The sequence below is a fragment of the Rhizobium oryzihabitans genome (assembly GCF_010669145.1).
In the GTDB taxonomy this organism is placed as follows: Bacteria; Pseudomonadota; Alphaproteobacteria; order Rhizobiales; family Rhizobiaceae; genus Agrobacterium; species Agrobacterium oryzihabitans.
In genome coordinates this window covers 571893-592983 of sequence record NZ_CP048632.1, presented here as the reverse complement: position 1 = coordinate 592983, position 21091 = coordinate 571893, and the positions used below count along the sequence as shown (strand labels likewise).

The following is a 21091-nucleotide window of genomic DNA, read 5'->3' as shown; positions in this document are numbered from 1 at the left end:
CCTAGTCCTCCCTGAGCGGAATGCTGGCGGCATCATCCGCGGCTTTTTTCGATCCGGGGCGAAGGGTGAAAACGACGACGCCGGCGAAGAACAGGGTCATGGCAAGCAGGCCCCAGCTATCGGCAAAGTGGCGCATGGCCGTGTAGGTTTCCATCGTTTCGCCTCCTCACCGGTATCCGGCGGCATCGTCATAGGTCGAGAAATCGACCAGCGTGCCGAGCATCTGCAGATAGGCAACCAGCGCATCCATTTCGGTAAGCCTGGCCGGATCGCCGTCGAAATCGCCGATTTTGGCCTTGGGATAGCGCGCCAGAAGCTCGGTCGTATCGGCGTTCGGATCGGCCTGGGCGGCAAGATCGACTGCGGATTTCTCGATCATCTCGTCGCTATAGGGAACGCCGACAGCGCGGTTGGCCTTCAGCTCCATCGAGATATCGGTGATCTTCAGCGGCGTGGTCTTCAGAAACGCATAGGAGGGCATGATCGATTCCGGCACCACCGAGCGCGGATCGGCCAGATGTTGCACATGCCATTCGTTCGAATAACGATCCCCGACGCGCGCGAGGTCAGGCCCCGTGCGCTTGGAGCCCCACTGGAACGGGTGGTCGTACATGGATTCCGCCGCCAGGCTGTAATGCCCGTAGCGCTCCACCTCGTCGCGGAACGGCCGGATCATCTGGCTGTGGCAGACGTAACATCCCTCGCGGATGTAGATGTTGCGCCCGGCAAGCTCCAGCGGCGTGTAGGGCCGCATGCCTTCCACCTTTTCGATGGTATTTTCGAGATAGAAGAGCGGTGCGATTTCCACGATGCCGCCAATCGAGACGACCAGCAGGGAGCCGACCAGAAGCAGCGTGGCGTTGCGTTCGATGACGCCGTGTTTGTCGAGTATGGACATCGGCCCCTCCTTATTCAGCAGGCTGTAGCGAACGGGTTTCGGCGGGCTGCGCCGAAGCCTCGGCATCCGTGTGGATACCTTCGTCGCGTTGATGACCGAGGATGGTCATCGTGACGTTGTAGGCCATGATCAGTGCCCCGCTGAGGAACATCAGGCCGCCCAGTGCACGCATCACGTAATAGGGGAACAGCGCCGCGACCGATTCCGCGAAGGAATAAACGAGGAAGCCCTGCGTATCGTATTCGCGCCACATCAGCGCCTGCTGGATGCCGGCCACCCACATGACGGCGGCGTAAATGACGATGCCGAGCGTGGCGAGCCAGAAGTGCCAGTTGACCAGCTGCAGGCTGTAGAGACGCTCCCTGCCCCAGAGTTTCGGCGTCAGGTAGTAGATCGCGCCGAAGGTGATCATGCCGTTCCAGCCGAGAGCACCCGAATGCACATGGCCGATGGTCCAGTCGGTATAGTGGCTGAGCGAGTTGACGGCCTTGATCGACATCATCGGCCCCTCGAAAGTCGCCATGCCGTAGAAGGCCACCGCCATCACCATCATGCGCACGATGGGATCGGTGCGGATCTTGTCCCAGGCGCCCGAAAGCGTCATCAGACCGTTGATCATCCCGCCCCAGGATGGCATCCACAGCATGATCGAGAACACCATGCCGAGCGTCTGCGCCCAGTCCGGCAGCGCCGTATAGTGCAGATGGTGCGGACCGGCCCAGATATACATGAAGATCAGCGCCCAGAAGTGGATGATCGACAGGCGGTAGGAATAGACCGGGCGGTTCACCTGTTTGGGAATGAAATAATACATCATGCCGAGGAAGCCGGCAGTCAGGAAAAAGCCGACGGCGTTATGGCCGTACCACCATTGCGTCAGCGCGTCCTGCACACCCGAGAAAGCCGAGTAACTCTTCACCCCGAGGAACGACACGGGTATCGCCAGATTGTTGACGATGTGCAGCATGGCGATGGTGACGATGAAGGCGAGATAAAACCAGTTCGCCACATAGATATGCGGCTCCCTGCGCATCAGGATCGTGCCGAGGAAGGCAACGAGATAGGCGACCCAGACGATGGTCAGCCAGATATCGACATACCATTCCGGCTCGGCATATTCGCGGCCCTGCGTGATACCAAGCAGGTAGCCGGTGGCGGCCATGACGATGAAGAGATTATAACCCCAGAAGACAAACCAGCCGAGATTGCCGCCGAAGAGGCGTGCACGACAGGTTCTCTGCACAACGTAAAATGACGTCGCGATCAGCGCATTTCCCCCGAAAGCGAAGATCACCGCGGAGGTGTGCAGCGGCCGCATGCGGCCGAAGTTAAAATAAGGCGCGATGTTGAGATCGGGAAAGGCAAGCTGCAACGCCACCACGACCCCGACCAGAAAACCGACGACGCCCCAGAACACGGTGGCGATGACACCGTATTTCACCACCTCGTCGAAATACTCCGACTTGAGGCGCGCGCGCGCAGCCTGATCAACCGGCGCGAAGGAAACGCGGCGCAGCAGAAGCACCGTGCTGACCAGAAGCGTAAAAAACAGCACCCACATATGGGCGGCGAAAAGACTGTCGTGAGCGAAAGCCGCCCCGAGCAACGCGAGAAAGGCCCCGAGGGCCACGATCGCGGTTTCTAACGTGTAATTCATTGTTGGTTTCCCCCAACGTGCAAGCAGAGCGACGCCAGACACGGCGCACGCTTTACGAAGCGGAAACGGGCCTTTGCGTCGGTTGGAGCATTGCCACCGGCGTGGGAAAGCCACCTTGATTCAGATCAAGAAAGCAAAGCTGTCGCAGCGGGAGAAAAACGGTGCAGTTACGGACAGGCAATGTCACTGCAAAAAGGCCGGGCTGCGAGTTGGTCCCGGCTTAAGAGGCGGGCGCTATCAGCCCTTCATCTTCAATGGCAGTCCGGCAGCAACGAAATAGACCTCGCCGACAATTGCGGCGACGCGCTGATGCAGCCGCCCGGCATGATCGCGAAATTCCCGCGCCATGCGGTTTTCCGGCACGATGCCGAGACCAACCTCGTTGGAGACCAGAATGAGTCTCGCCCTCGTGGAAGCGATCGCCGCTTCAAGCCCGGCGAAGGCGGCCTCGATATCGGCATTTTCCATCATCAGATTGGTGAGCCACAATGTCAGGCAGTCGATGAGGACGACATTGTCCGACGCATCGAGCCGCGCAAGCACCGCAGCGATATCGACCGGCGCCTCGTGGGTTGTCCACTCCCCGCCGCGCCGCGCCTGATGGTGATCGATGCGATCGCGCATTTCATCGTCCCATGCCCGGCCGGTTGCGAGATAATGCAGATGCCCGCCGGCGGTCCCCGCAAGCTCTTCGGCGAAACGGGACTTGCCCGACCGCGCACCGCCAAGAATGAAAACGGAGCGGTTTTTATCTGTCATGGGAAACCTGAAAGAGAGGATGGAGCGGACCGGCGTCTTTGCGATGGTGCAAGCCAGAGGCGGCGCGGACATGAAGGGAACGATTCGTAGAAAAAGGCGTCCCCCGGTTGCTCATGCCGGACTGCCGCTGATACCGGGCCGGAGAGATCAAAACCTGTCCACACGATGCGGACCTATCAAAGCCTTGGCAACTCCGGACGCCGGAAACACCGGTCCTCATAAAAGGCTAGGTGTGAAAGGCGGCCCTGTCAATCGGCAAGCGATATGGCCGGGAAATCGAAGCGGAACCGGTACGCAAAACCTGACCCGGAACCGGCAGACCTGTCGTCCGCGAGAGGATTGATAAAGCCACTTGGTTACCGGAACGTTAGCAGAGAATAAAATGATCGGGCTGCAACGCTGTAGCAGAATGTTGGATGACGGCCGCCGCCGCCATTGCCTTGCCATAGCCTTCAAATCAATATGCTTTCGAAGATTCGCAAACAGCAAGGTGGCCTGCCCGTGATGACCATCATGGACTATATTTCGATCGTCGTTTTCATCGTGCTGTGGGCTGTCTATACGCATGTCACAACGGGAAGGACGCTGTTTTCGAGAACCAGCCTCAATCAGGCCATGGCCGAGCGCCGGCGTGAGTGGATCATGAACTCCCTCAAACGCGACCTGAAGATGATCGACACGCAGATCATGGCCGGCCTGCAGAATGGCACCGCCTTTTTCGCCTCCACCTCCATCTTCGCCATCGGTGGCTGTTTTGCGCTTCTGGGTGCGACCGAGCAGGTCGAATCGGTGTTTCGCGACATGCCTTTCGTGCACTATGCCGGACGCACGGCCTTCGAGCTGAAGGTTATCGGGCTGACGTGCCTATTCGGTTATTCCTTCTTCAAATTTGGCTGGTCCTACCGCCTGTTCAACTATTGCACGATCCTGTTCGGCGCCATTCCCATGGTCCACGACGTCAATTCGGACCGTGAGGCGGCCGAGCGCGCGGCTGAAAACGTCATAAAGATGAACATCATCGCTGCTAAGAACTTCAATGACGGCCTGCGGACGATCTTTCTGTCCATCGGTTATCTCGGCTGGTTCATCAGCCCTTATGTCTTCATTGCCAGCACCGTCATCATCATCGTGGCGCTGTTGCGCCGTCAGTTCTTTTCCGAGGCGCGCCGCGCCATCATGGAAGAAACCCGGCCTTGAAATAGCCGCACTTCAAGGGCCAAGCCCGAGTGAATATTGGCCCTCCAAAAAGCTGAAAAAGCGGGAACCATGGACACAAACACAGCCGCAAACGAAAACAGCCGCAAAGGCCGCATCGGCGGTCTCGATACATTGCGCGGGCTGGCGCTCATCGCCATGGCATCCTATCACTTCACGTGGAACCTGGAATATTTCGGCTATCTCGAACCCGGCACAGCGACCACGGGCCTCTGGAAGCTCTATGCGCGCGGCATTGCAAGCTCGTTCCTGTTCCTGGCCGGCTTCAGCCTGTTTCTCGCCCATGGCAAAGGCCTGAACTGGCCGTCCTTCGGCAAGCGTTTTGCGATGGTGGCCGGCTCGGCGCTGCTCATCACCATCGCCACGTATTTCGCCTTTCCGGACAGCTTCATCTTTTTCGGCATCCTGCACAATATCGCCGCCGCAAGCCTCGTGGGCCTGCTGTTTCTGCGCGCGCCCGCGCCCGTAACGCTGCTTTTCGCGGTGATTGCCTTTGCGCTGCCGCAGTATGTCCAGTCTGACCTGTTCAACAGCAAGTGGCTGGCCTGGATCGGCTTCTCCACTATGCCGCCGCGCTCGAACGACTATGTGCCGCTCCTGCCATGGCTTGCGCCTTTCCTTGCCGGGCTTGCTGTCTCGCAGTTCGTCACGCCGCGCGACTGGCTGGATCGTTTTCGCAGCCCCAGTTCACCACGCAATCTGATAGCAAGCGCCGGCCGTCACAGTCTGGCCTTCTACCTTATCCACCAGCCGGTGCTGATTGGCCTCGTCTACGTCCTGTCGCAGGCGGCTCCGCCTCCACCGGTCGATCAGGTGGAGCTTTACAAATCAAGCTGCGAAAAGAGCTGTGTCGAACAGCCGAACGGGCTGGAATTGTGCCAGCGTTTCTGCGGCTGCACGCTGGAAAAGCTGCAGGCGGAAAACCTGTTCGACACGATGATGGACGGCAAGCTCAGCACCGAGCAGCAGACGAAGGTCAGCGAAGTGGCGCAGCAGTGCACGGTTGAGGCGCAATAGGGGAAAGTTGCGGGGTCACAGAGGGACGGCGTGGTGTCCTGCACTCGACGTCATCCTCGGGCTTGATCCGAGGATCCATCGACGCCGCCGTGGACCCTCAGGTCAAGCCCGAGGGTGACGAAAGAGAGGTCTCGACCTCTAAATGTGTGCCGTAAGCGCGACAGCCAGGGCCCTATTTCAAGTCCCCACGCCGATTTCGGCAAGCCGTGTCAGACAGGCCTCTTCGACATTGTCGAGTTCAGCAAGGGTCTCTTCGATGTCCTTGCGTTTTTGTCTGAGATCGGCGCGCTTTTCATCGACCTTCTTCATCAGAAGCACCAGTTGGCCCGATTCGCCGGGCGGCTCCTTGTAGACGTGAATAATCTCGCGAATTTCGGAAATCGTGAAACCGATACGGCGGCCGCGCAGAATCTCTTGAATAAGACGGCGATCCGCAGCCCTGAAAAGCCTCGTGCGCCCGCGACGCTCAGGGTGAATCAGTCCCTCATCCTCGTAAAATCGTAGGGTGCGGGTGGAAACACCGAATTCGCGTGTCAGTTCGGTTATGCTATAATACTTGTCCAAGGGCCTATCCGATTCATAACCGGATAATATTATTTGACCTTCACGTAAAAGTCAATTTTTGCCTGCCCCGCCTATCCGGAAATGCCGTACCACCAGGTCGCGATACCGAGAAAGGCAAAAAAGCCGACAATGTCAGTCACCGCCGTGACGAATACCGCCGAGGAGACGGCGGGGTCGGCCCCGAACTTGTCGAGAACCAGCGGAATGAGAATGCCTGCCAGCGCCGCTGCCAGCATGTTCAGACACATGGCGGTGGCGATGATGCCGCCAATATGCACATCCTGAAACCAGATACCGGCAACGACACCGATGGCGCAACCGAACAGCATGCCGTTGAGGATGCCCACACCTGCCTCGCGCCGGATGATGCGGGCGGCGTTGTGAATATCGAGGCTCTTGGTCGCCAGTGCCCGCACCGACACTGTCATGGTCTGCGATCCGGCATTGCCGCCCATGCCGGCAACCGCCGGCATGAGGATCGCCAGCGCGATGATCTGCTGGATCGTCGCGTCAAACAGGCTGATCACCGAGGCGGACAGAAAGGCAGTGAGGAGGTTGACTGCAAGCCACGGCACGCGGGAGCGCGACGTACTGACAATGCTGTCAGACAATTCTTCGTCGCCCACGCCGCCAAGCCTGAGCAGATCCTCTTCCGCCTCTTCCTGAATGACGTCGACCACGTCATCGATGGTGAGCACACCGACCAGCCGGCCGTTACTGTCAACGACGGCTGCGGAGAGAAGGTCATATTGCTCGAAAAGCTGCGCCGCCTCTTCCTGGTCCATCTCGGCCGGAATGGAGTGGTTCGTCTCGTGCATGATCGTTTCGATCTTCACCTGACGCTTGGCGCGCAGCACCTTGTCGAGATCAAGCGCACCAACCAGCTTGAAGGTGGGGTCGATGACGAATATCTGCGTGAAGGAATCCGGTAGCTCCTCCTCCTCGCGTAGATAGTCGATGGTTTGCCCGACAGTCCAGAACGGTGGCACGGCGACGAATTCCGTCTGCATGCGGCGGCCAGCCGAGCTTTCCGGATAATCCAGCGCCCGCATCAGCCGCACCCGTTCGGTGAACGGCAGTTGCGAGAGAATATCCTCGCGGTCCTCATCGTCGAGATCCTCGAGAATGTAGACCGCGTCGTCCGAATCCAGCTCGCCGATACCGGCGGCGATCTGCTCGTTCGACATCTGGTCGACGATATCGAGACGGATGCCTTCATCCACCTCGGTCAGTGCCGTCATGTCGAAATCGGAGCCCAACAACCGAACCAGCGCGTGGCGCTGTTCCGGCAGGATGGATTCGAGCACGTCACCAAGTTCCGACTCGTGCAGCCGCGCCACATTCTTGCGCAGGAAAAGCAGGTCGCGGTCAGCGATCGCCGCCCCGACCATCGTCAGAAAATCCGAGCGAACGGACCCGTCTTCGGCGTAGATATCGGAAGGTGCCTCTGCCGGCCTCAACTCTTCGGGCGCGACAAGATCGTCGTCACGGTCTGTCATCTGGCGTCCTCTTGTATTCAAATGCCGCAGTGCACGAATGCGCAGGCAGAATGGCGTTAAAAAGTATATTGTCAACAACCGGATAGGCGGAAAACAACAAGCCTCCCGACTGCGACGCAAATGTCATGAACCGCCGCTTTGCGAGACCGCGATTTAAGGACGCAACACTGCTCGATGGCGCGCCAGGCGTGCATGATGCCGCGATTCTCTCAACGCGTTACACACCCCTGCCGTTCCACGGAGATAGCCGGAAGAGACCTTTTACCGTTCCCGGCAGCAGCAAGATAGAGATTGACATATGTCGTCCATAGGCGATTCTGAAACAGCTTTTTTACATAGGATCGGCCGCAGCGACCACGCGGCCGCGAACGCGATTTCGGGAAAGCCAAAGCAATGAGCAAGACGGATTTCATCGGCAAGGCATCGTCTGCCGCAGGTGGCTGGGGTGCGCTTAAAAGCGTCGGCAAACGGCTTCTCGAATCAGGAGCGCCGATTTCCGGCGCACGTACGCTGCTGAAGGCAAACCAGCCGGATGGTTTCGACTGTCCCGGCTGCGCCTGGGGCGATCCCGAACACGGCTCCTCCTTCGAATTCTGCGAAAATGGCGTCAAGGCAGTCGCGTGGGAGGCGACGGAGGCCCGCGTGCCGCCGGATTTTTTTGCCGCCCATACCCTGTCCGAACTACGCGGCTGGTCCGACTATGATCTGGAAAAACAGGGCCGCCTGACCAACCCGATGCGCTACGACCGGGCGACCGACAAATATCTTCCCGTATCCTGGGACGATGCCTTTGCCGAAATCGGCAGGATCCTGAACAGCCTCGACAGCCCGGACCGGGCGGAATTCTACACGTCCGGCCGCGCCTCCAACGAGGCAGCGTTCATCTATCAGTTGATGGTACGGCTCTACGGCACCAATAATTTCCCCGATTGCTCCAACATGTGCCACGAGGCAAGCGGCGTTGGCCTCAAAGCGTCGATCGGCGTCGGCAAGGGCACGGTGCTGCTGGAGGATTTCGAACAGGCCGATGCGATTTTCGTGATCGGCCAGAACCCCGGCACCAACCATCCCCGCATGCTGGGCGATCTGCGCCGCGCCGCCCTTCGCGGCGCCAAGATCGCCGTCCTTAATCCTATCCGTGAAAAGGGTCTGGAGCGCTTTGCCGATCCGCAGGACAAGATCGAGATGATCACCGGCGGCAATACGAAGATCGCCACCAATTACTACCAGCCCCGGCAGGGCGGAGATATGGCCGCCGTGCGCGGCATGAGCAAGGCGGTCTTCGCCGCCGATGATGCCGCAAGGGCGGCGGGAGAACCCGCCATCATCGATTACGATTTCCTCGCCGAACACGCGGTGGAATTCGAGGCCTATCGCGCCGCCGTCGAGGCAACCGACTGGGAAACCATTCTCGACCAGTCCGGCCTGACGCGCGCCCAGATCGAAGAAGCCGCCGGCATCTACATGAATGCCGGTTCGGTCATCGCCACATGGGCCATGGGTGTCACACAGCACCGGCACTCCGTCATCATCATTCGCGAAATCACCAATTTCATGCTGCTTCGCGGCAATATCGGCCGGCCGGGCGCCGGCCTTTGCCCCGTTCGCGGCCATTCAAACGTGCAGGGCGACCGCACCGTTGGCATCGACGAGAAAGCGCCGCCTGCCCTTCTCGACGCGCTGGAGAAAGAACTCGGCGTTTCCATGCCGCGCAAGCCCGGCCACAACACCGTGGAGGCCGTCGCTGCCATGCTGGATGGCAAGGCTCAGACATTCATCGCGCTCGGTGGCAACTTCCTGCGGGCGACGCCCGACAGTCCGCTGATCATCAAGGCTTTCGAGAAGCAGAAACTCACGGTCAATATCGCCACCAAGCTCAACCATTCGCATCTGGTGCCGGGCGAAACCTCCTTCGTGCTGCCCTGCCTCGGGCGAACGGAAATCGACCGCAATTCAGCAGGCCGGTCGCAGATCGTTACGGTCGAGGATTCCATGAGCATGGTGCATGGTTCCGGCGGTATCAACCCGCCGGCCTCGGACGAACTGCGCTCGGAAGTCGCCATCGTTGCCGGTATAGCGGAAGCCACCCTTGGCAATGTCCATGTCAACTGGAAGGCGCTCGCCGATGATTACGATCTCATTCGCGACATGATTGAGCGGGTCATTCCCGGTTTCGACAATTTCAACGAGCGCGTCCGTGTGCCGCGCGGTTTTCATCTGCGCAACACGGCGGCCGAACGGCAGTGGAACACGCCGGCGAAAAAGGCGACCTTCTACGCAGGCCCGCTTCCCGGACAGACAGAGCACCAGCAGGCGCTCAGCCGCGACAATCTTTTCGTGCTGCAGACCTTCCGCAGCCACGATCAGTACAACACCACGATTTACGGCATGGACGACCGCTATCGCGGCGTCTATGGCGAACGCCACGTCATCTTCATGAACCCTGCGGATATGGAAGCTCTTGGCGCCCATTCCCGCCAGCGCGTCGATGTCATCGGCGAATATGGCGATGGCGTGGAACGCGTCGCGGAAAACTTCCGGCTCGTGCCCTATAATATCCCGCGCGGCAGCGTCGGCGGTTATTATCCGGAACTGAACGTGCTGGTGCCGCTGTCGAGCTATGGCGAAGGCAGCTTCACGCCGACATCGAAATCGGTGCTGGTTTCCGTCCGCCTGCTTGCCGATGCTCCCTTGAAGGCGGATGCTTCCTGATGGATGAAGAGCAATCCGCTGCCGCCTTCATGGCGGCGGTGGAGCAGATCCAGCAGGCATCCTCCTCGGTTCTTACCGCGACGGGTGCGGCGATCCTCTTGGCGATCTGTCAAGACATTGCCACCGACAGCCGCAGCATTGCGAACCGGCTTGGGCTTGCGCACGCTCTCGTTCTGCGCGAAATCGCAGCGCTCACGCCCCGCTTCGTGCGGGTGACGAAACGAGACGCCCGCACCCAGCGCAGCTTTCTGGAGGCGACGGCGGAAGGACAGGCGCTTGCCGCGTCTCCCTCCCGAAACTGAAACGAACGGAGCATTCCTTGGCAATCAGGCCGATCCTGCCCTACCCTCATTCAGGCCTTTCCGAGACTTGCGGGCCAGTCACCGTTTTTGACGATCATCTGCAGGACCTGGTCACAGACCTGACCGACACGATGCGCGCCGCCCCCGGCGTCGGCATTACCGCGGCCCATATTGGCGTGAGGCAGCGCGTCTTCGTGCTCGAACTGACACCGGGAACCGTCCTCACCTACATCAACCCCGAAATTCTCAGCCAGTCCGCGAAAACCATGCGGCATGTGGAAGGCAGCGTCTCGATGCCGGGCTTTACCGATGAGGTGGAGAGGCCATCCGAGATCGAGTTAAGGTTTCAGGACGCGGCAGGTGTGGAACATAACGAAACTGCCGAAGGGTTTCACGCCATCTGCATCCAGCATGAGATCGACCAGCTCGACGGCGTCTTCTGGCTGAAGCGGCTTTCGAAGCTCAAGCGCGACCGGCTGGTGAAAAAATGGGAAAAATCCCGCAAGCCGTAACGATCAGCCGGCAACCGACAGCACAAATTCCGCCTCGCCTTTCAGCGTGTTGCTAACGGTGCAGATATCCTCCGCCGCATGCGCCAGTGCCGCACGGGTCGCCGCGTCGAAATCGCCGGCAATTTCGATTTTGATATCGAAACGGACGATACGATAGGGCTCCTCTACGGATTTCTCACCGGAAACGTCAACGGCAACGCCTTCGAACCGGTCCAGCAGGCCCATGTGGCTCGCCGCGATGCGGGCGCTGAGCGCCAGACATGCGGCAAGCGACGAATAAAGAAGATCGAGCGGGTTGAAGCCCGGCTCCGAGACGCCAGTCACGATCTCAAGAGCACCGCCAGTCCTCGTTGAAATGACTGGGCGACCAAGCCGCCCGACCCTGGCTGTCGCGCCAACCGGCCTCATCTTCACTTTCGCACCGCCCACCATTCAAAAAATCCTGATTTAATCGCACGCAACCGATCGCATGGAACAAAAACCTATCTGGCGCTTTTTACTCACACAACGGTGAACGACCGTTGAACCTTTATTTTACAGGGAGCTGGGACATATGGTTACATCTACGCTCGTCAGCATTCTGATCACCTTCCTGGTGATCGTGCTCGTCTTGTGGCTCATCGCACGACTGCCCGTGGGCGGCGGCGCGAAACAGATCGCGCAGATCATCGTCATCATTATCGGCATTATTTCGCTGCTGAAATATCTCGCCGTCTTCTGATGTCCCGGCAAAGCGCGAACAAAAAAAGGCGGCGAAAGCCGCCTCTTTTTTGCGTTATTGGCGCGGCTCGAACTGATAGGCTTTTTTAAGGGTAATGTCCCGAACGCTGCCAATGCCAAGAAACGGCGTGTTGTCCGCATCAAAAAGCGCCCTGCCCTTCGCCACGATCCAGCGGGCCGAACCATCGGGCAGATTGACCTTGTAGCGCTGATCAAAGAAGACGCCGGTGGTGATACTGTCGAAAATCGCCTGCGCCACCTGATCGCGCATTTCGACATCGATTCTCTCGAGAACATCCTCGATCGTCACACCCCGCGACGCAACGGTTTCGGAAAACCCATGGCATTCTGCGGTGACCGCATCCATGATCAACCTGTTGTCGGAAATGCTCCACATATAATAGCCGAGCGCATTGTCTGAATCCGTTTTGTCCCCTTGCACGAAAACCCCCAGACATTTTTCCTGACAAAAGCTAACATCAGACCTCTAATATTCCACCCCTCGTTTTTGCAGGGGAACCGCCCGACTACTGCAGCGTGCATCGATATCCACCGAAATTTGATGGTGAGCAAACTCGGATGTCCGCCTCCAGAGGGAGATAAATTCTGAAGAGATGTCGTAAACCCCTCTGCACGCACCTACATAGCTTTGCGCTAAAATTTCGAAGGAGGCCAATATGCTGCGAACCGCCCTTACTATCGGACTACTGTCTGCCACCGCTTTTCTCGTCGGGTGCCAGACGTGGGAAAGTCCTTATCGCGGAAGCGGATGGAGGATGGATCAGGTCATGGATGGAGATCCGTACCGCGTCGGTGACGGAAACCACCAAGACAATGGCACAGCTTCGAATATCATCCGACGCTAGGCCGTCGAATATTGCATCCGGCTGGCGGCAAAATCGATAATTTGCCGCCCCGAAATTTTAGACCCGACCTATGGACAAAAAAAGAAACACGCGGCGCAAGCCTCGTCCAGTCAGCGTCAACGGGATTTGTATTCTGGGGAGCGCAACGCCAAGCGATTGACTGAAAAAGAAAAAACCCGCCGAAGCGGGTTTCTTTGGTGCGGTCGAGAAGACTCGAACTTCCACGGGTTGCCCCACAGCGACCTCAACGCTGCGCGTCTACCAATTCCGCCACGACCGCATCGTGGTAGGCGTCGACTTGCGCCGACGGGGGTGCATGTAGCAAAAGGATTTTGGGTGCACAAGAGCGTCGTGACAGTTTTTTGAAATTAAAAATCGCCCCGGCCCACCCTATATGCAGGAAGCCCGGAAATGCTGGGGTTGCCGCCTCGTCGTCATTTTGCGAGAAGGCTGTGGAAAGGACTTTTTCATGCTCACACGCACGGATATCGAGACAAATATGTTGCCCGCCGCCGGCTCACCGCCCGTCCGCTGGCGAATCTCGGAAGGTCTCGTGCCTTACGAGGTGGCAATAGAGGAGATGGAACGGGAAGTTGCCGCCATCGCCAGCGGCGAAGCAGATGAACTCGTCTGGCTTCTGGAGCATCCGCCGCTTTACACCGCCGGCACCAGCGCCGACGCCGCCGACCTCATAGAGCCGGATCGTTTTCCTGTCTTCGCCACGGGCCGTGGCGGCGAATATACCTATCACGGGCCGGGACAGCGGGTCGTCTACGTGATGCTGGACCTGAAACGCCGGCGTCAGGATGTACGCGCCTATGTGGCGGCGCTGGAAGACGTGATTATCCGCACGCTCGACAAGATGAATGTGCGCGGCGAACGTCGCGAAGATCGTGTTGGCGTCTGGGTCCGGCGGCCGGAGAAACCTCTTCTGCCAGATGGCAGCATGGCTGAAGACAAGATCGCGGCACTGGGCATCCGGCTGCGCAAGTGGGTGAGCTTCCACGGCCTGTCGATCAATGTCGATCCCGACCTCACGCATTTTTCCGGCATCGTTCCCTGTGGCATCAGCGCCTATGGCGTCACCAGCCTTGTCGATCTCGGATTGCCGGTTATGATCGGCGATGTCGACGTTCTGCTGCGTGAAGCCTTCGAGGAGGTTTTCGGCGCGGCAGTGCCCGAAGCCGGCTCCGGCGGCTGAAACCGCCGCAACCTTTGCCGCCTGCCGGTGTTTCCACCATCGATCACCACAAGAGGAGGAACGACCATGTTCACAACGTCCGCCTATGCCTGCGATGACGGTTCTTCGCCGATGAAGCTCGCGACCATCAAGCGTCGCGATCCCGGCCCGCGCGATGTCGAAATCGAGATTGAATTCTGTGGCGTCTGCCACTCCGATATCCACACGGCCCGCAGCGAATGGCCGGGTTCCCTCTACCCCTGCGTTCCCGGCCACGAAATCATCGGCCGCGTCGGCCGGGTGGGCGCGCAGGTCACTAAATTCAAAGCGGGTGACCGGGTCGGTGTCGGCTGTATCGTTGATAGCTGCCGGCAATGCGCAAGCTGCGCCGAGGGGCTGGAGCAATATTGCGAAAACGGCATGACCGGCACCTATAATTCGCCGGACAAGGCCATGGGCGGCGGCGCGCATACGCTTGGCGGTTATTCCGCTCATGTCGTCGTCGATGACCGCTATGTCCTCAACATTCCCGAAGGGCTCGATCCGGCAGCGGCGGCTCCCCTGCTCTGCGCGGGTATCACCACCTATTCGCCGCTGCGCCACTGGAACGCAGGACCCGGCAAGCGTGTCGGCGTCGTCGGCCTCGGCGGCCTTGGCCATATGGCCGTCAAGATAGCCAATGCGATGGGCGCGACGGTGGTAATGATCACGACGTCACCCGGCAAGGCGGAAGACGCCAAGAAGCTAGGCGCCCATGAAGTTATCGTCTCGCGCGATGCCGACCAGATGAATAAGGCTGCCGCAAGCCTCGACCTCATCATCGATGCGGTTGCCGCCGACCATGACATCAACGCCTATCTCGCGCTGCTGAAACGCGATGGCGCGCTGGTGCAGGTCGGAGCGCCTGAAAAGCCGCTCTCGGTGCATGCCTTCAGCCTCATCCCCGGCCGCAAGACCTTTGCCGGCTCGATGATCGGCGGCATTCCCGAGACCCAGGAAATGCTGGATTTCTGCGCGGAAAAAGGCATCGCCGCCGAAATCGAGATGATCGACATCGATCAGATCAACGACGCTTATGAACGCATGATAAAAAGCGATGTGCGTTATCGCTTCGTCATTGATATGAAGAGCCTGCCGCGCCAGAAGGCCGCCTGACCCTTCGAGGGGGCGTCTTCTGGCGCTCCCATTTCCTCGTTGGACCTTTTGGTCGAAAGCGCAGCCCGACCCATGACCAGCCAGACCGGTTTCAACGATGTCGCCAAGGGCATGACCATCATGGCGGGCTGCATGTTCGTGCTGCCGGTCATGGATGCGATCGCCAAGTACATGGCGGTCAGTGGCGGCATGTCGCCGGCGCAGGTCACCTTCTACCGTTTTTTCTTCCAGGTACTGTGCACCCTGCCCCTATTGTTGCTGGTCTCGCCCAAAGCGCTGTTCAGCGCCAGGCGGCCGTGGATGAACTGCCTGCGCGGCGTACTGCATGCCTCAGCCAGCCTGATGTTCTTTGCCGCCGTCAAATACATGCCGCTCGCCGATGTCTTCGCGATCTATTTCGTCGAACCCTTCATGCTGACGATGATGTCGGCGCTGTTCCTCGGTGAAAAAGTCGGCTGGAAGCGCTGGACGGCGATTGTGGTGGGGTTTGGCGGCGCGCTGATCGTCATTCAGCCGAGTTTTGAGATCTTCGGCTGGACGTCGCTCCTGCCGGTCGCCTGCGCTTTTCTCTACACGCTCTACCTGTTCCTGAACCGCGCCATCGGCGATGCCGACAGCCCGCTCGTCATGCAGACAATGTCCGGCATTGCCGGCACGGTGTTCATGGGGGCGGCCCTTCTGGCCGGTGATGCATTCGGCGACAAGGATTTCGCCGTCTCGCTTCCACAATCCGGTTTCGCCCTTACCCTGCTCATCCTGCTGGGTTCGATATCCGGCTACATGCATCTCCTGATCGTCCGGGCCTTCAGAATGGCGCCGCTCTCTCTGCTGGCGCCGTTCCAGTATTTCGAGATCATCTCGGCGACGATTCTCGGTTACACGCTGTTTTCGGATTTCCCGACGCCATCGAAATGGCTCGGCATTCTCATCATCGTCGCATCCGGCCTGTTCATCATCTGGCGGGAACGCAAGCAGGCGCAGACTGCACTGCCACTCGACGGGCAATGACGGCTGCGCCGATCGCCTTCAGGTGCCGGAGGGCAGCGGTCCCTCGTCGTGATGGTCCTGCGCCTCCACGAGGCTGCCGAGCAGCCAGAGGGAGACCTCCGCCGCCTCTCCGGCCGATTTGAAGCGATATGAGCCGCTATATTTCGGCGTGTCGAAAAAGGTCACGACGAAACCGTCGCCGCTTTCCAGACTTTCGACCCTTATCCGCTCGGGATCGATCATCATGCACACATAATGAGACCCCATATTGCGCATGAAGCCTGCCTTGTTGTCGTGAAGGCGCACGAAGGCCGCACCGCCACCCACCGTCATATGCAGGCTTCTGATCGCCTCGTTCGGAAAGGCGCGGGCGAAATCCATGATCGCCTGTCCCACATCATGGCTGTTATCCTCTTCCGTCGCCCGCGTCATGCGCCAGGCATAAACAGCGAAGACCGAAAGCAGCACGAAAACGATAATCCAGATCGCAATACTCACCCGGGACGCTCCCTCAGCACCGAAACATCACGATTCGCGAATCGAAACGATGCGAACCCGGTTTCGGTTCATAAAGATCGTGGCTTGCGTGAAGTGTGGCTTCCTGAAATCGGCGTCGATTCATTCGCATCGCGTGCGGCTTGCGGAATCAGAAACGCTTGAGAAAAGACGCCTTTGCCAGCAGCCATTGCCGGCGCAGCTGCGATAGTTGCAACTCGCCTTCGAACACGCCCGCTCCCGCCTTCCGGGCGGCGAGGATGACGGGGCCTGACAAAGCGACGGGTAGATAGGCAGCAAAGACAGTTCCGGGAATCTTCGCGCGTCTTGCCTTTTCAATATGGTCCAGAGCATGCGCGGCGAAAATCTCGACGGCGATACCGATGCGTTGCCTGTCCTGGCCTTCAAGAAACGTCTCCCGATCAAGCCCGGCAGCCGCCAGCATGTCGGCAGGAATATAGACCTGCCCGCGCCGCCGGTGCAGCGGCATCAGGAGCAGGATGCCGGCCATGGCCTGCGCCACCCCCGCATGTCCCGCCGCCTCCGCGCTCGAAGACGCATCTTCGGGTGAAAGCACAAGGCTCGCGAGTTGAATGAGAGCGGAGGCGGTTTCCCCGGCATAACCTTCAAGCGCGTTGCGATCCTCAAACAGATCGTCATAGAGATCGAAGATGCGCGCTTCGATCATATTGGCGAGCACCGGCGGCGGCAGGCGATATTGCTCGATTGCGGTCAAAAGAGCGGCGGCAACGGGATGAGACTGGCTGTCACCATGCGGATTGCCGTCAAGAAGATCGCGCCACCATTGCATGCGCACTTCGCCGGGCAGCGCATCGCGAACGGAATCGCGGATGCGGGCGATTTCGGCGTTGAAGGCATAGAGCGCAGCCAGAGACGCACGCTTGTCGGCCGGCGACAGAAGGCATGCAAGATAGCGGTCGCGATCGGTGTCGCGCAGCGTCGCGAGGCAGACGTCAAGATCTTCTGTGGGTGCCATGGTTCCCCGCGCGAAACGTCCTGTCAGCCTTCGACGGCAATCAGCGCCGCAGCCACGGCGCGCGATTCCGAAAGCATGATATTATAGGTGCGCACGGCAGCCCCCGTACTCATGGGATCAACCGAAATGCCCGAATCCCTAAAGGCCGCGCGCAATTCCTTCGGCAAAACCCGCATGCCATCGCCCGTGCCGATCAGAAGCACTTCGATATCCTGCGCTTCAGCCAGAACCTTGTCGAAATGCTCGAGCGCGAATTCCTTCGCATCGACCGGGCTCCACCCGTAAATGCCGGAAGGCAGAAGCAGGAGCGAACCGCGATGCGACATGTCGGCAAAGCGGAAACCGCCATTGCCATAGGCATCGATGGGCGCCCGGCCGGGAAAATGGGCCGGGCGTATTTCAATCCCGCCGGCCATCAGACGGCAGGCTTGCCGCCGATGGCGTTGCCGGACTTCTCATCCTTCTCGTCTTCCGCATCCTTGCTATCGGGACGCAGCTTGAAGGCGATCAGCACCGGAGCCGCGATATAGACCGAGGAGAACACGCCGATACCGACGCCGAACAGCATGGCGAAGGTGAAGGAACGGATGACCTCGCCACCGAAGAGGTAGAGTGCCAGAAGCGCCAGAAGGACAGTCAGACCAGTCAGGATCGTGCGCGACAGGGTCTGGTTCAGCGACGCATCGATGATCATCGACAGCGGCATCTTTTTGTACCGCCTCAAATTTTCACGGACACGGTCATAGATGACGACGGTGTCGTTCAGCGAATAACCAATGATCGTCAGGATCGCCGCGATACTGGTGAGGTTGAACTCTATATCCAGGAAGACGAAGAGGCCGATGGTGAAGACCACGTCGTGAACCATCGAGATGACCGCGCCGAGTGCAAACTGCCACTCGAAGCGAACCCAGATGTAGACCATAATCGCCGCCATGGCGAGCACAACGCCGATCGTGGAGGTGAAGGTCAGGTCACCGGAAACGGCAGGACCGACGACTTCCACGCGGCGGAAGTCATATTTGTCCTCAAGCTCGCCACGCACCATGGTGATGGCGGACTGCTCGGCATTTTCACCGCCGTCCTGCGCCTGAATGCGGATGAGAACATCCTGCGGTGTGCCAAAGTTCTGCGCCTGGATTTCACCGAGGTTCAACTGGTTCAGACGATCGCGAATATCGGCGAGATCGGCCTCACCCTGCTTGGCGCGCACTTCGATAACCGAACCGCCCTGGAAGTCGATGCCGAGGTTCAGGCCCTTGGCAACGAAACCGCCGACACAGGCGAGCATGATCACGCCGGTGATCATGAACACCACGCGGCGATAGCGCATGAAGGGAATGTCGCGGCCATCGAACATGGCGGTACGCACACCCTTGGGCAGATGCTTCGGGCGGCTGCGGCGAACCCAGTAGCCGAACATCCACGCCGTCAGCGTATAGGCCGTGAAGACGGTGGTGATGATGCCGACGGCGAGCGTAACGGCAAAACCCTTGACCGGACCGGTGCCCATGTAGAACAGCACGCTCGCCACGATCAGTGTCGTCAGGTTGGCGTCGACAATGGTCGCAAAGGCGCGGGTGAAGCCGTTGTCCAGTGACTGGATCAGCGGTTTGCCGCTCTTTACCTCTTCGCGTATTCGCTCATAGATCAGAACGTTGGAATCCACCGCCATGCCGATCGTCAAGACGATACCGGCAATGCCGGGCAAGGTCAGCGTCGATCCGATCACACTGAGGACCGCAAGCAGCATGACGACGTTGACGATGAGCGCAATATTCGCGAGCAGGCCGAAGAAGCCGTAGAAGACGAACATGAAGATGAGGACGCCGACGGCGCCGATGGCGCTTGCCGTCAGGCCGGCGGTGATGGAGTCGTTACCAAGGCTCGGACCGACGGTGCGTTCTTCGACCACGGTCAGCGTGGCCGGCAGCGCACCCGCGCGCAGCAGCACCGCAAGGTCATTGGCGCCCTGAACCGAGAAGTTCCCGGAAATCTGTCCCGAGCCGCCGATGATCGGCTCGCGGATAACAGGTGCTGAGATGACCTGGTTGTCGAGCACGATGGCAAAAGGCTTGCCGACATTCTGCTGCGTCGCCTGCGCAAAGCGCTGCGCGCCGCGGCTGTCGAAGCGGAAGGTGACGACCGGTTCGTTGGTCTGCTGGTTGAAGCTTGCCTGCGCGTCGACGAGATTGTCGCCGGAAACCAGCGCACGGCGTTCCACCAGATAGGGAACCGGCGGATCATCTTGCGAATAGAGAACTTCAGAGGTCGCGGGCGGACGGCCGTTCATGGCTTCCTGCACCGGCATGGTGGTGTCGACCATGCGGAAGGACAGCTTTGCCGTCTGGTTGAGGAGCGATTTCAGGCGCTGCGGGTCCTGAAGGCCAGGTACCTGCACGATGATGCGGTCGGAACCCTGACGCTGGATGAGCGGCTCGGTGGTGCCCACTTCGTCAACGCGGCGGCGCACGACTTCGATGGACTGCGACACGGCCGAAGACAGGCGGTAATCGATGCCTTCATCCGTGAGGTTGAGCCGCAGCAGATTGTCGCCGCCGTCGTTCATCGTCACTTCGGTGATGGAACCGCCGACCAGCGTTCCGGCGGACACCGGCTGCGTCAGGTCGCGAAGCGCGTTCTTGGCGGCTTCGTATTGTGCCGGGTCGCTGATGCGAACCTGGATCAGCTGGCCGTTACCGGTCAGCCCCGAATAGCGGATATTGGCGTCGCGAAGCTGGGTGCGCACATCGCCGACGATAGTTTCAAGCCGTTCCTTGACAATGTCGGAACGCTCGATCTTGAGCATGATGTGCGAGCCGCCCTGAAGGTCGAGACCGAGCGTTACCTTGTTGTCCTTGTACCAGGCAGGCATGCCCTCCAGCTGTTTGTCCGAAAACAGGTTGGGAGACGCGATAAAGACGCTTGCCAGCACAAGCAGCCAGATGAAGACTGTTTTCCAACGGGAAAAATGAAGCATTTCGATCTCGGTCAGGGTTGGGGTTGCGCTGATGACGCAACCCGTCAAATTCGGAAGCGGACGTTCAATTATCCGGCAGGATCAGGAAGCGGCTTCCGTCTTGACCACTTCGCCCTTCACGCGCACTTCGGCAATGTAGGCACGAGCGGCACGGATTTTCACGCCTTCTGCGATTTCGACTTCGAGTTCATTGTCGTCGATGACCTTGGTCACCTTGCCGACGATGCCGCCGCCGAGAACGACCTGATCGCCACGGCGAATGCTGGTCAGCGTCTCCTGACGCTTCTTCATCTGCGCGCGCTGCGGACGGATGAGGAAAAAGTACCAGACCACCATAAGCGGCGCAAACAGGAAAAGCATTTCAAGGCCAGACCCGAAGGCCGATGCGCCGCCCGTTGCGTCCTGGGCAAAAGCTTGACTAATGAACATATAAAACTCCTCAACGATTACGGCACGACCTCGTATGCCGCCCCAGCTTTCAAGCCGCCGGAATATAGTGGGGAACGCCGGGATTGCAACAGATGCAGGGACCCCGCCGTACCGATTCCGGACCTCTTAACCTTTATGGGCCGGAAA

At 59.4% G+C, this 21091-nt stretch carries 22 protein-coding genes and 1 tRNA gene; 9 read left to right on the top strand and 14 right to left on the bottom strand.

The features are described 5' to 3' along the window. Position 1: 1 nt before the first annotated feature. The 4 genes from G3A56_RS03385 to cobU form a co-directional block, all read right to left on the bottom strand. A complete protein-coding gene (locus G3A56_RS03385) occupies positions 2 to 154 on the bottom strand; it encodes a CcoQ/FixQ family Cbb3-type cytochrome c oxidase assembly chaperone (protein WP_006316283.1) in 153 nt (50 codons plus the stop codon). A gap of 12 nt (positions 155 to 166) precedes the next feature. Beyond that, a complete protein-coding gene (gene ccoO / locus G3A56_RS03380) occupies positions 167 to 898 on the bottom strand; it encodes a cytochrome-c oxidase, cbb3-type subunit II (RefSeq protein ID WP_082184272.1) in 732 nt (243 codons plus the stop codon). Between the two features lie 10 nt (positions 899 to 908). Then, entirely contained in the window at positions 909 to 2555 is a 1647-nt protein-coding gene (ccoN, locus tag G3A56_RS03375; protein WP_082184273.1) for a cytochrome-c oxidase, cbb3-type subunit I, read from the bottom strand. A gap of 237 nt (positions 2556 to 2792) precedes the next feature. Further along, positions 2793 to 3314, bottom strand: a complete 522-nt coding sequence (gene cobU / locus G3A56_RS03370; protein WP_082184274.1) for a bifunctional adenosylcobinamide kinase/adenosylcobinamide-phosphate guanylyltransferase — start codon at positions 3312 to 3314, stop codon at positions 2793 to 2795. Between the two features lie 504 nt (positions 3315 to 3818). Here cobU and G3A56_RS03365 point away from each other — a divergent pair. Together G3A56_RS03365 and G3A56_RS03360 are read left to right on the top strand one after the other, a co-directional pair. Beyond that, the gene (locus G3A56_RS03365; RefSeq protein ID WP_035242798.1) at positions 3819 to 4511 is read left to right on the top strand and encodes a DUF599 domain-containing protein; all 693 of its coding nucleotides are present in this window, start codon (positions 3819 to 3821) and stop codon (positions 4509 to 4511) included. Positions 4512 to 4580: 69 nt separating this feature from the next. After that, complete coding sequence (locus G3A56_RS03360) at positions 4581 to 5546, top strand: heparan-alpha-glucosaminide N-acetyltransferase (protein ID WP_082184275.1); 966 nt, start codon at positions 4581 to 4583, stop codon at positions 5544 to 5546. A 177-nt stretch (positions 5547 to 5723) separates the two neighbouring features. On the opposite strand, the gene G3A56_RS03355 is transcribed toward G3A56_RS03360, so the two are convergent. Continuing rightward, positions 5724 to 6110 carry a MerR family transcriptional regulator gene (locus tag G3A56_RS03355; protein WP_003495942.1) on the bottom strand — a complete coding sequence of 129 codons (387 nt, stop codon included), beginning with the start codon at positions 6108 to 6110 and terminating at the stop codon, positions 5724 to 5726. Between the two features lie 71 nt (positions 6111 to 6181). Beyond that, on the bottom strand, positions 6182 to 7609 hold the full coding sequence (gene mgtE, locus G3A56_RS03350; protein ID WP_082184276.1) for a magnesium transporter: 1428 nt from the start codon (positions 7607 to 7609) through the stop codon (positions 6182 to 6184). 393 nt (positions 7610 to 8002) lie between these two features. Here mgtE and G3A56_RS03345 point away from each other — a divergent pair, with 393 nt between their 5' ends. The 3 genes from G3A56_RS03345 to G3A56_RS03335 are packed head-to-tail and all read left to right on the top strand — an operon-like array spanning position 8003 to position 11135. Further along, the gene (locus tag G3A56_RS03345; RefSeq protein ID WP_082184277.1) at positions 8003 to 10321 is read left to right on the top strand and encodes an FdhF/YdeP family oxidoreductase; all 2319 of its coding nucleotides are present in this window, start codon (positions 8003 to 8005) and stop codon (positions 10319 to 10321) included. Continuing rightward, complete coding sequence (locus G3A56_RS03340) at positions 10321 to 10623, top strand: hypothetical protein (RefSeq protein ID WP_082184278.1); 303 nt, start codon at positions 10321 to 10323, stop codon at positions 10621 to 10623. The genes G3A56_RS03345 and G3A56_RS03340 overlap by 1 nt, the downstream gene beginning before the upstream one ends. A 17-nt stretch (positions 10624 to 10640) precedes the next feature. After that, the gene (locus G3A56_RS03335) at positions 10641 to 11135 is read left to right on the top strand and encodes a peptide deformylase (protein WP_082184279.1); all 495 of its coding nucleotides are present in this window, start codon (positions 10641 to 10643) and stop codon (positions 11133 to 11135) included. Between the two features lie 3 nt (positions 11136 to 11138). On the opposite strand, the gene G3A56_RS03330 is transcribed toward G3A56_RS03335, so the two are convergent. Next, positions 11139 to 11567: an OsmC family protein gene (locus G3A56_RS03330; protein WP_082184280.1), complete on the bottom strand. Its 429-nt coding sequence runs from the start codon at positions 11565 to 11567 to the stop codon at positions 11139 to 11141. A gap of 121 nt (positions 11568 to 11688) precedes the next feature. Here G3A56_RS03330 and G3A56_RS28375 point away from each other — a divergent pair, with 121 nt between their 5' ends. Beyond that, positions 11689 to 11856, top strand: a complete 168-nt coding sequence (locus G3A56_RS28375) for a Thivi_2564 family membrane protein (protein WP_003495928.1) — start codon at positions 11689 to 11691, stop codon at positions 11854 to 11856. Positions 11857 to 11910: 54 nt separating this feature from the next. On the opposite strand, the gene G3A56_RS03325 is transcribed toward G3A56_RS28375, so the two are convergent. Both G3A56_RS03325 and G3A56_RS03320 read right to left on the bottom strand, forming a co-directional pair. Then, positions 11911 to 12297: a PAS domain-containing protein gene (locus G3A56_RS03325; RefSeq protein WP_082184281.1), complete on the bottom strand. Its 387-nt coding sequence runs from the start codon at positions 12295 to 12297 to the stop codon at positions 11911 to 11913. A 619-nt stretch (positions 12298 to 12916) separates the two neighbouring features. After that, positions 12917 to 13001: transfer RNA gene (locus G3A56_RS03320), tRNA-Leu, on the bottom strand. Between the two features lie 189 nt (positions 13002 to 13190). Between G3A56_RS03320 and lipB the strand changes: the two genes are divergently transcribed. The 3 genes from lipB (at position 13191) to G3A56_RS03305 (ending at position 16064) form a co-directional block, all read left to right on the top strand. Beyond that, a complete protein-coding gene (gene lipB, locus G3A56_RS03315; RefSeq protein WP_137067536.1) occupies positions 13191 to 13922 on the top strand; it encodes a lipoyl(octanoyl) transferase LipB in 732 nt (243 codons plus the stop codon). A 66-nt stretch (positions 13923 to 13988) separates the two neighbouring features. Further along, entirely contained in the window at positions 13989 to 15056 is a 1068-nt protein-coding gene (locus tag G3A56_RS03310; RefSeq protein ID WP_082184282.1) for an NAD(P)-dependent alcohol dehydrogenase, read from the top strand. Between the two features lie 72 nt (positions 15057 to 15128). Next, positions 15129 to 16064 (top strand): DMT family transporter, encoded by a 936-nt coding sequence (locus tag G3A56_RS03305; protein ID WP_164056168.1) that lies wholly within the window; start codon positions 15129 to 15131, stop codon positions 16062 to 16064. Between the two features lie 18 nt (positions 16065 to 16082). Here G3A56_RS03305 and G3A56_RS03300 read toward each other — a convergent pair whose 3' ends face one another. The 5 genes from G3A56_RS03300 to yajC form a co-directional block, all read right to left on the bottom strand. Continuing rightward, the gene (locus tag G3A56_RS03300; RefSeq protein ID WP_003495917.1) at positions 16083 to 16541 is read right to left on the bottom strand and encodes a hypothetical protein; all 459 of its coding nucleotides are present in this window, start codon (positions 16539 to 16541) and stop codon (positions 16083 to 16085) included. A gap of 148 nt (positions 16542 to 16689) precedes the next feature. Next, positions 16690 to 17535 carry a phytoene/squalene synthase family protein gene (locus G3A56_RS03295; protein WP_082184283.1) on the bottom strand — a complete coding sequence of 282 codons (846 nt, stop codon included), beginning with the start codon at positions 17533 to 17535 and terminating at the stop codon, positions 16690 to 16692. A 23-nt stretch (positions 17536 to 17558) separates the two neighbouring features. Continuing rightward, positions 17559 to 17951 (bottom strand): Mth938-like domain-containing protein, encoded by a 393-nt coding sequence (locus G3A56_RS03290; protein WP_082184284.1) that lies wholly within the window; start codon positions 17949 to 17951, stop codon positions 17559 to 17561. Beyond that, complete coding sequence (gene secDF / locus G3A56_RS03285) at positions 17951 to 20515, bottom strand: protein translocase subunit SecDF (protein ID WP_082184685.1); 2565 nt, start codon at positions 20513 to 20515, stop codon at positions 17951 to 17953. The genes G3A56_RS03290 and secDF overlap by 1 nt, the downstream gene beginning before the upstream one ends. An 81-nt stretch (positions 20516 to 20596) precedes the next feature. Continuing rightward, positions 20597 to 20944 (bottom strand): preprotein translocase subunit YajC, encoded by a 348-nt coding sequence (yajC, locus tag G3A56_RS03280; protein WP_003495911.1) that lies wholly within the window; start codon positions 20942 to 20944, stop codon positions 20597 to 20599. Between the last annotated feature and the right edge of the window lie 147 nt (positions 20945 to 21091).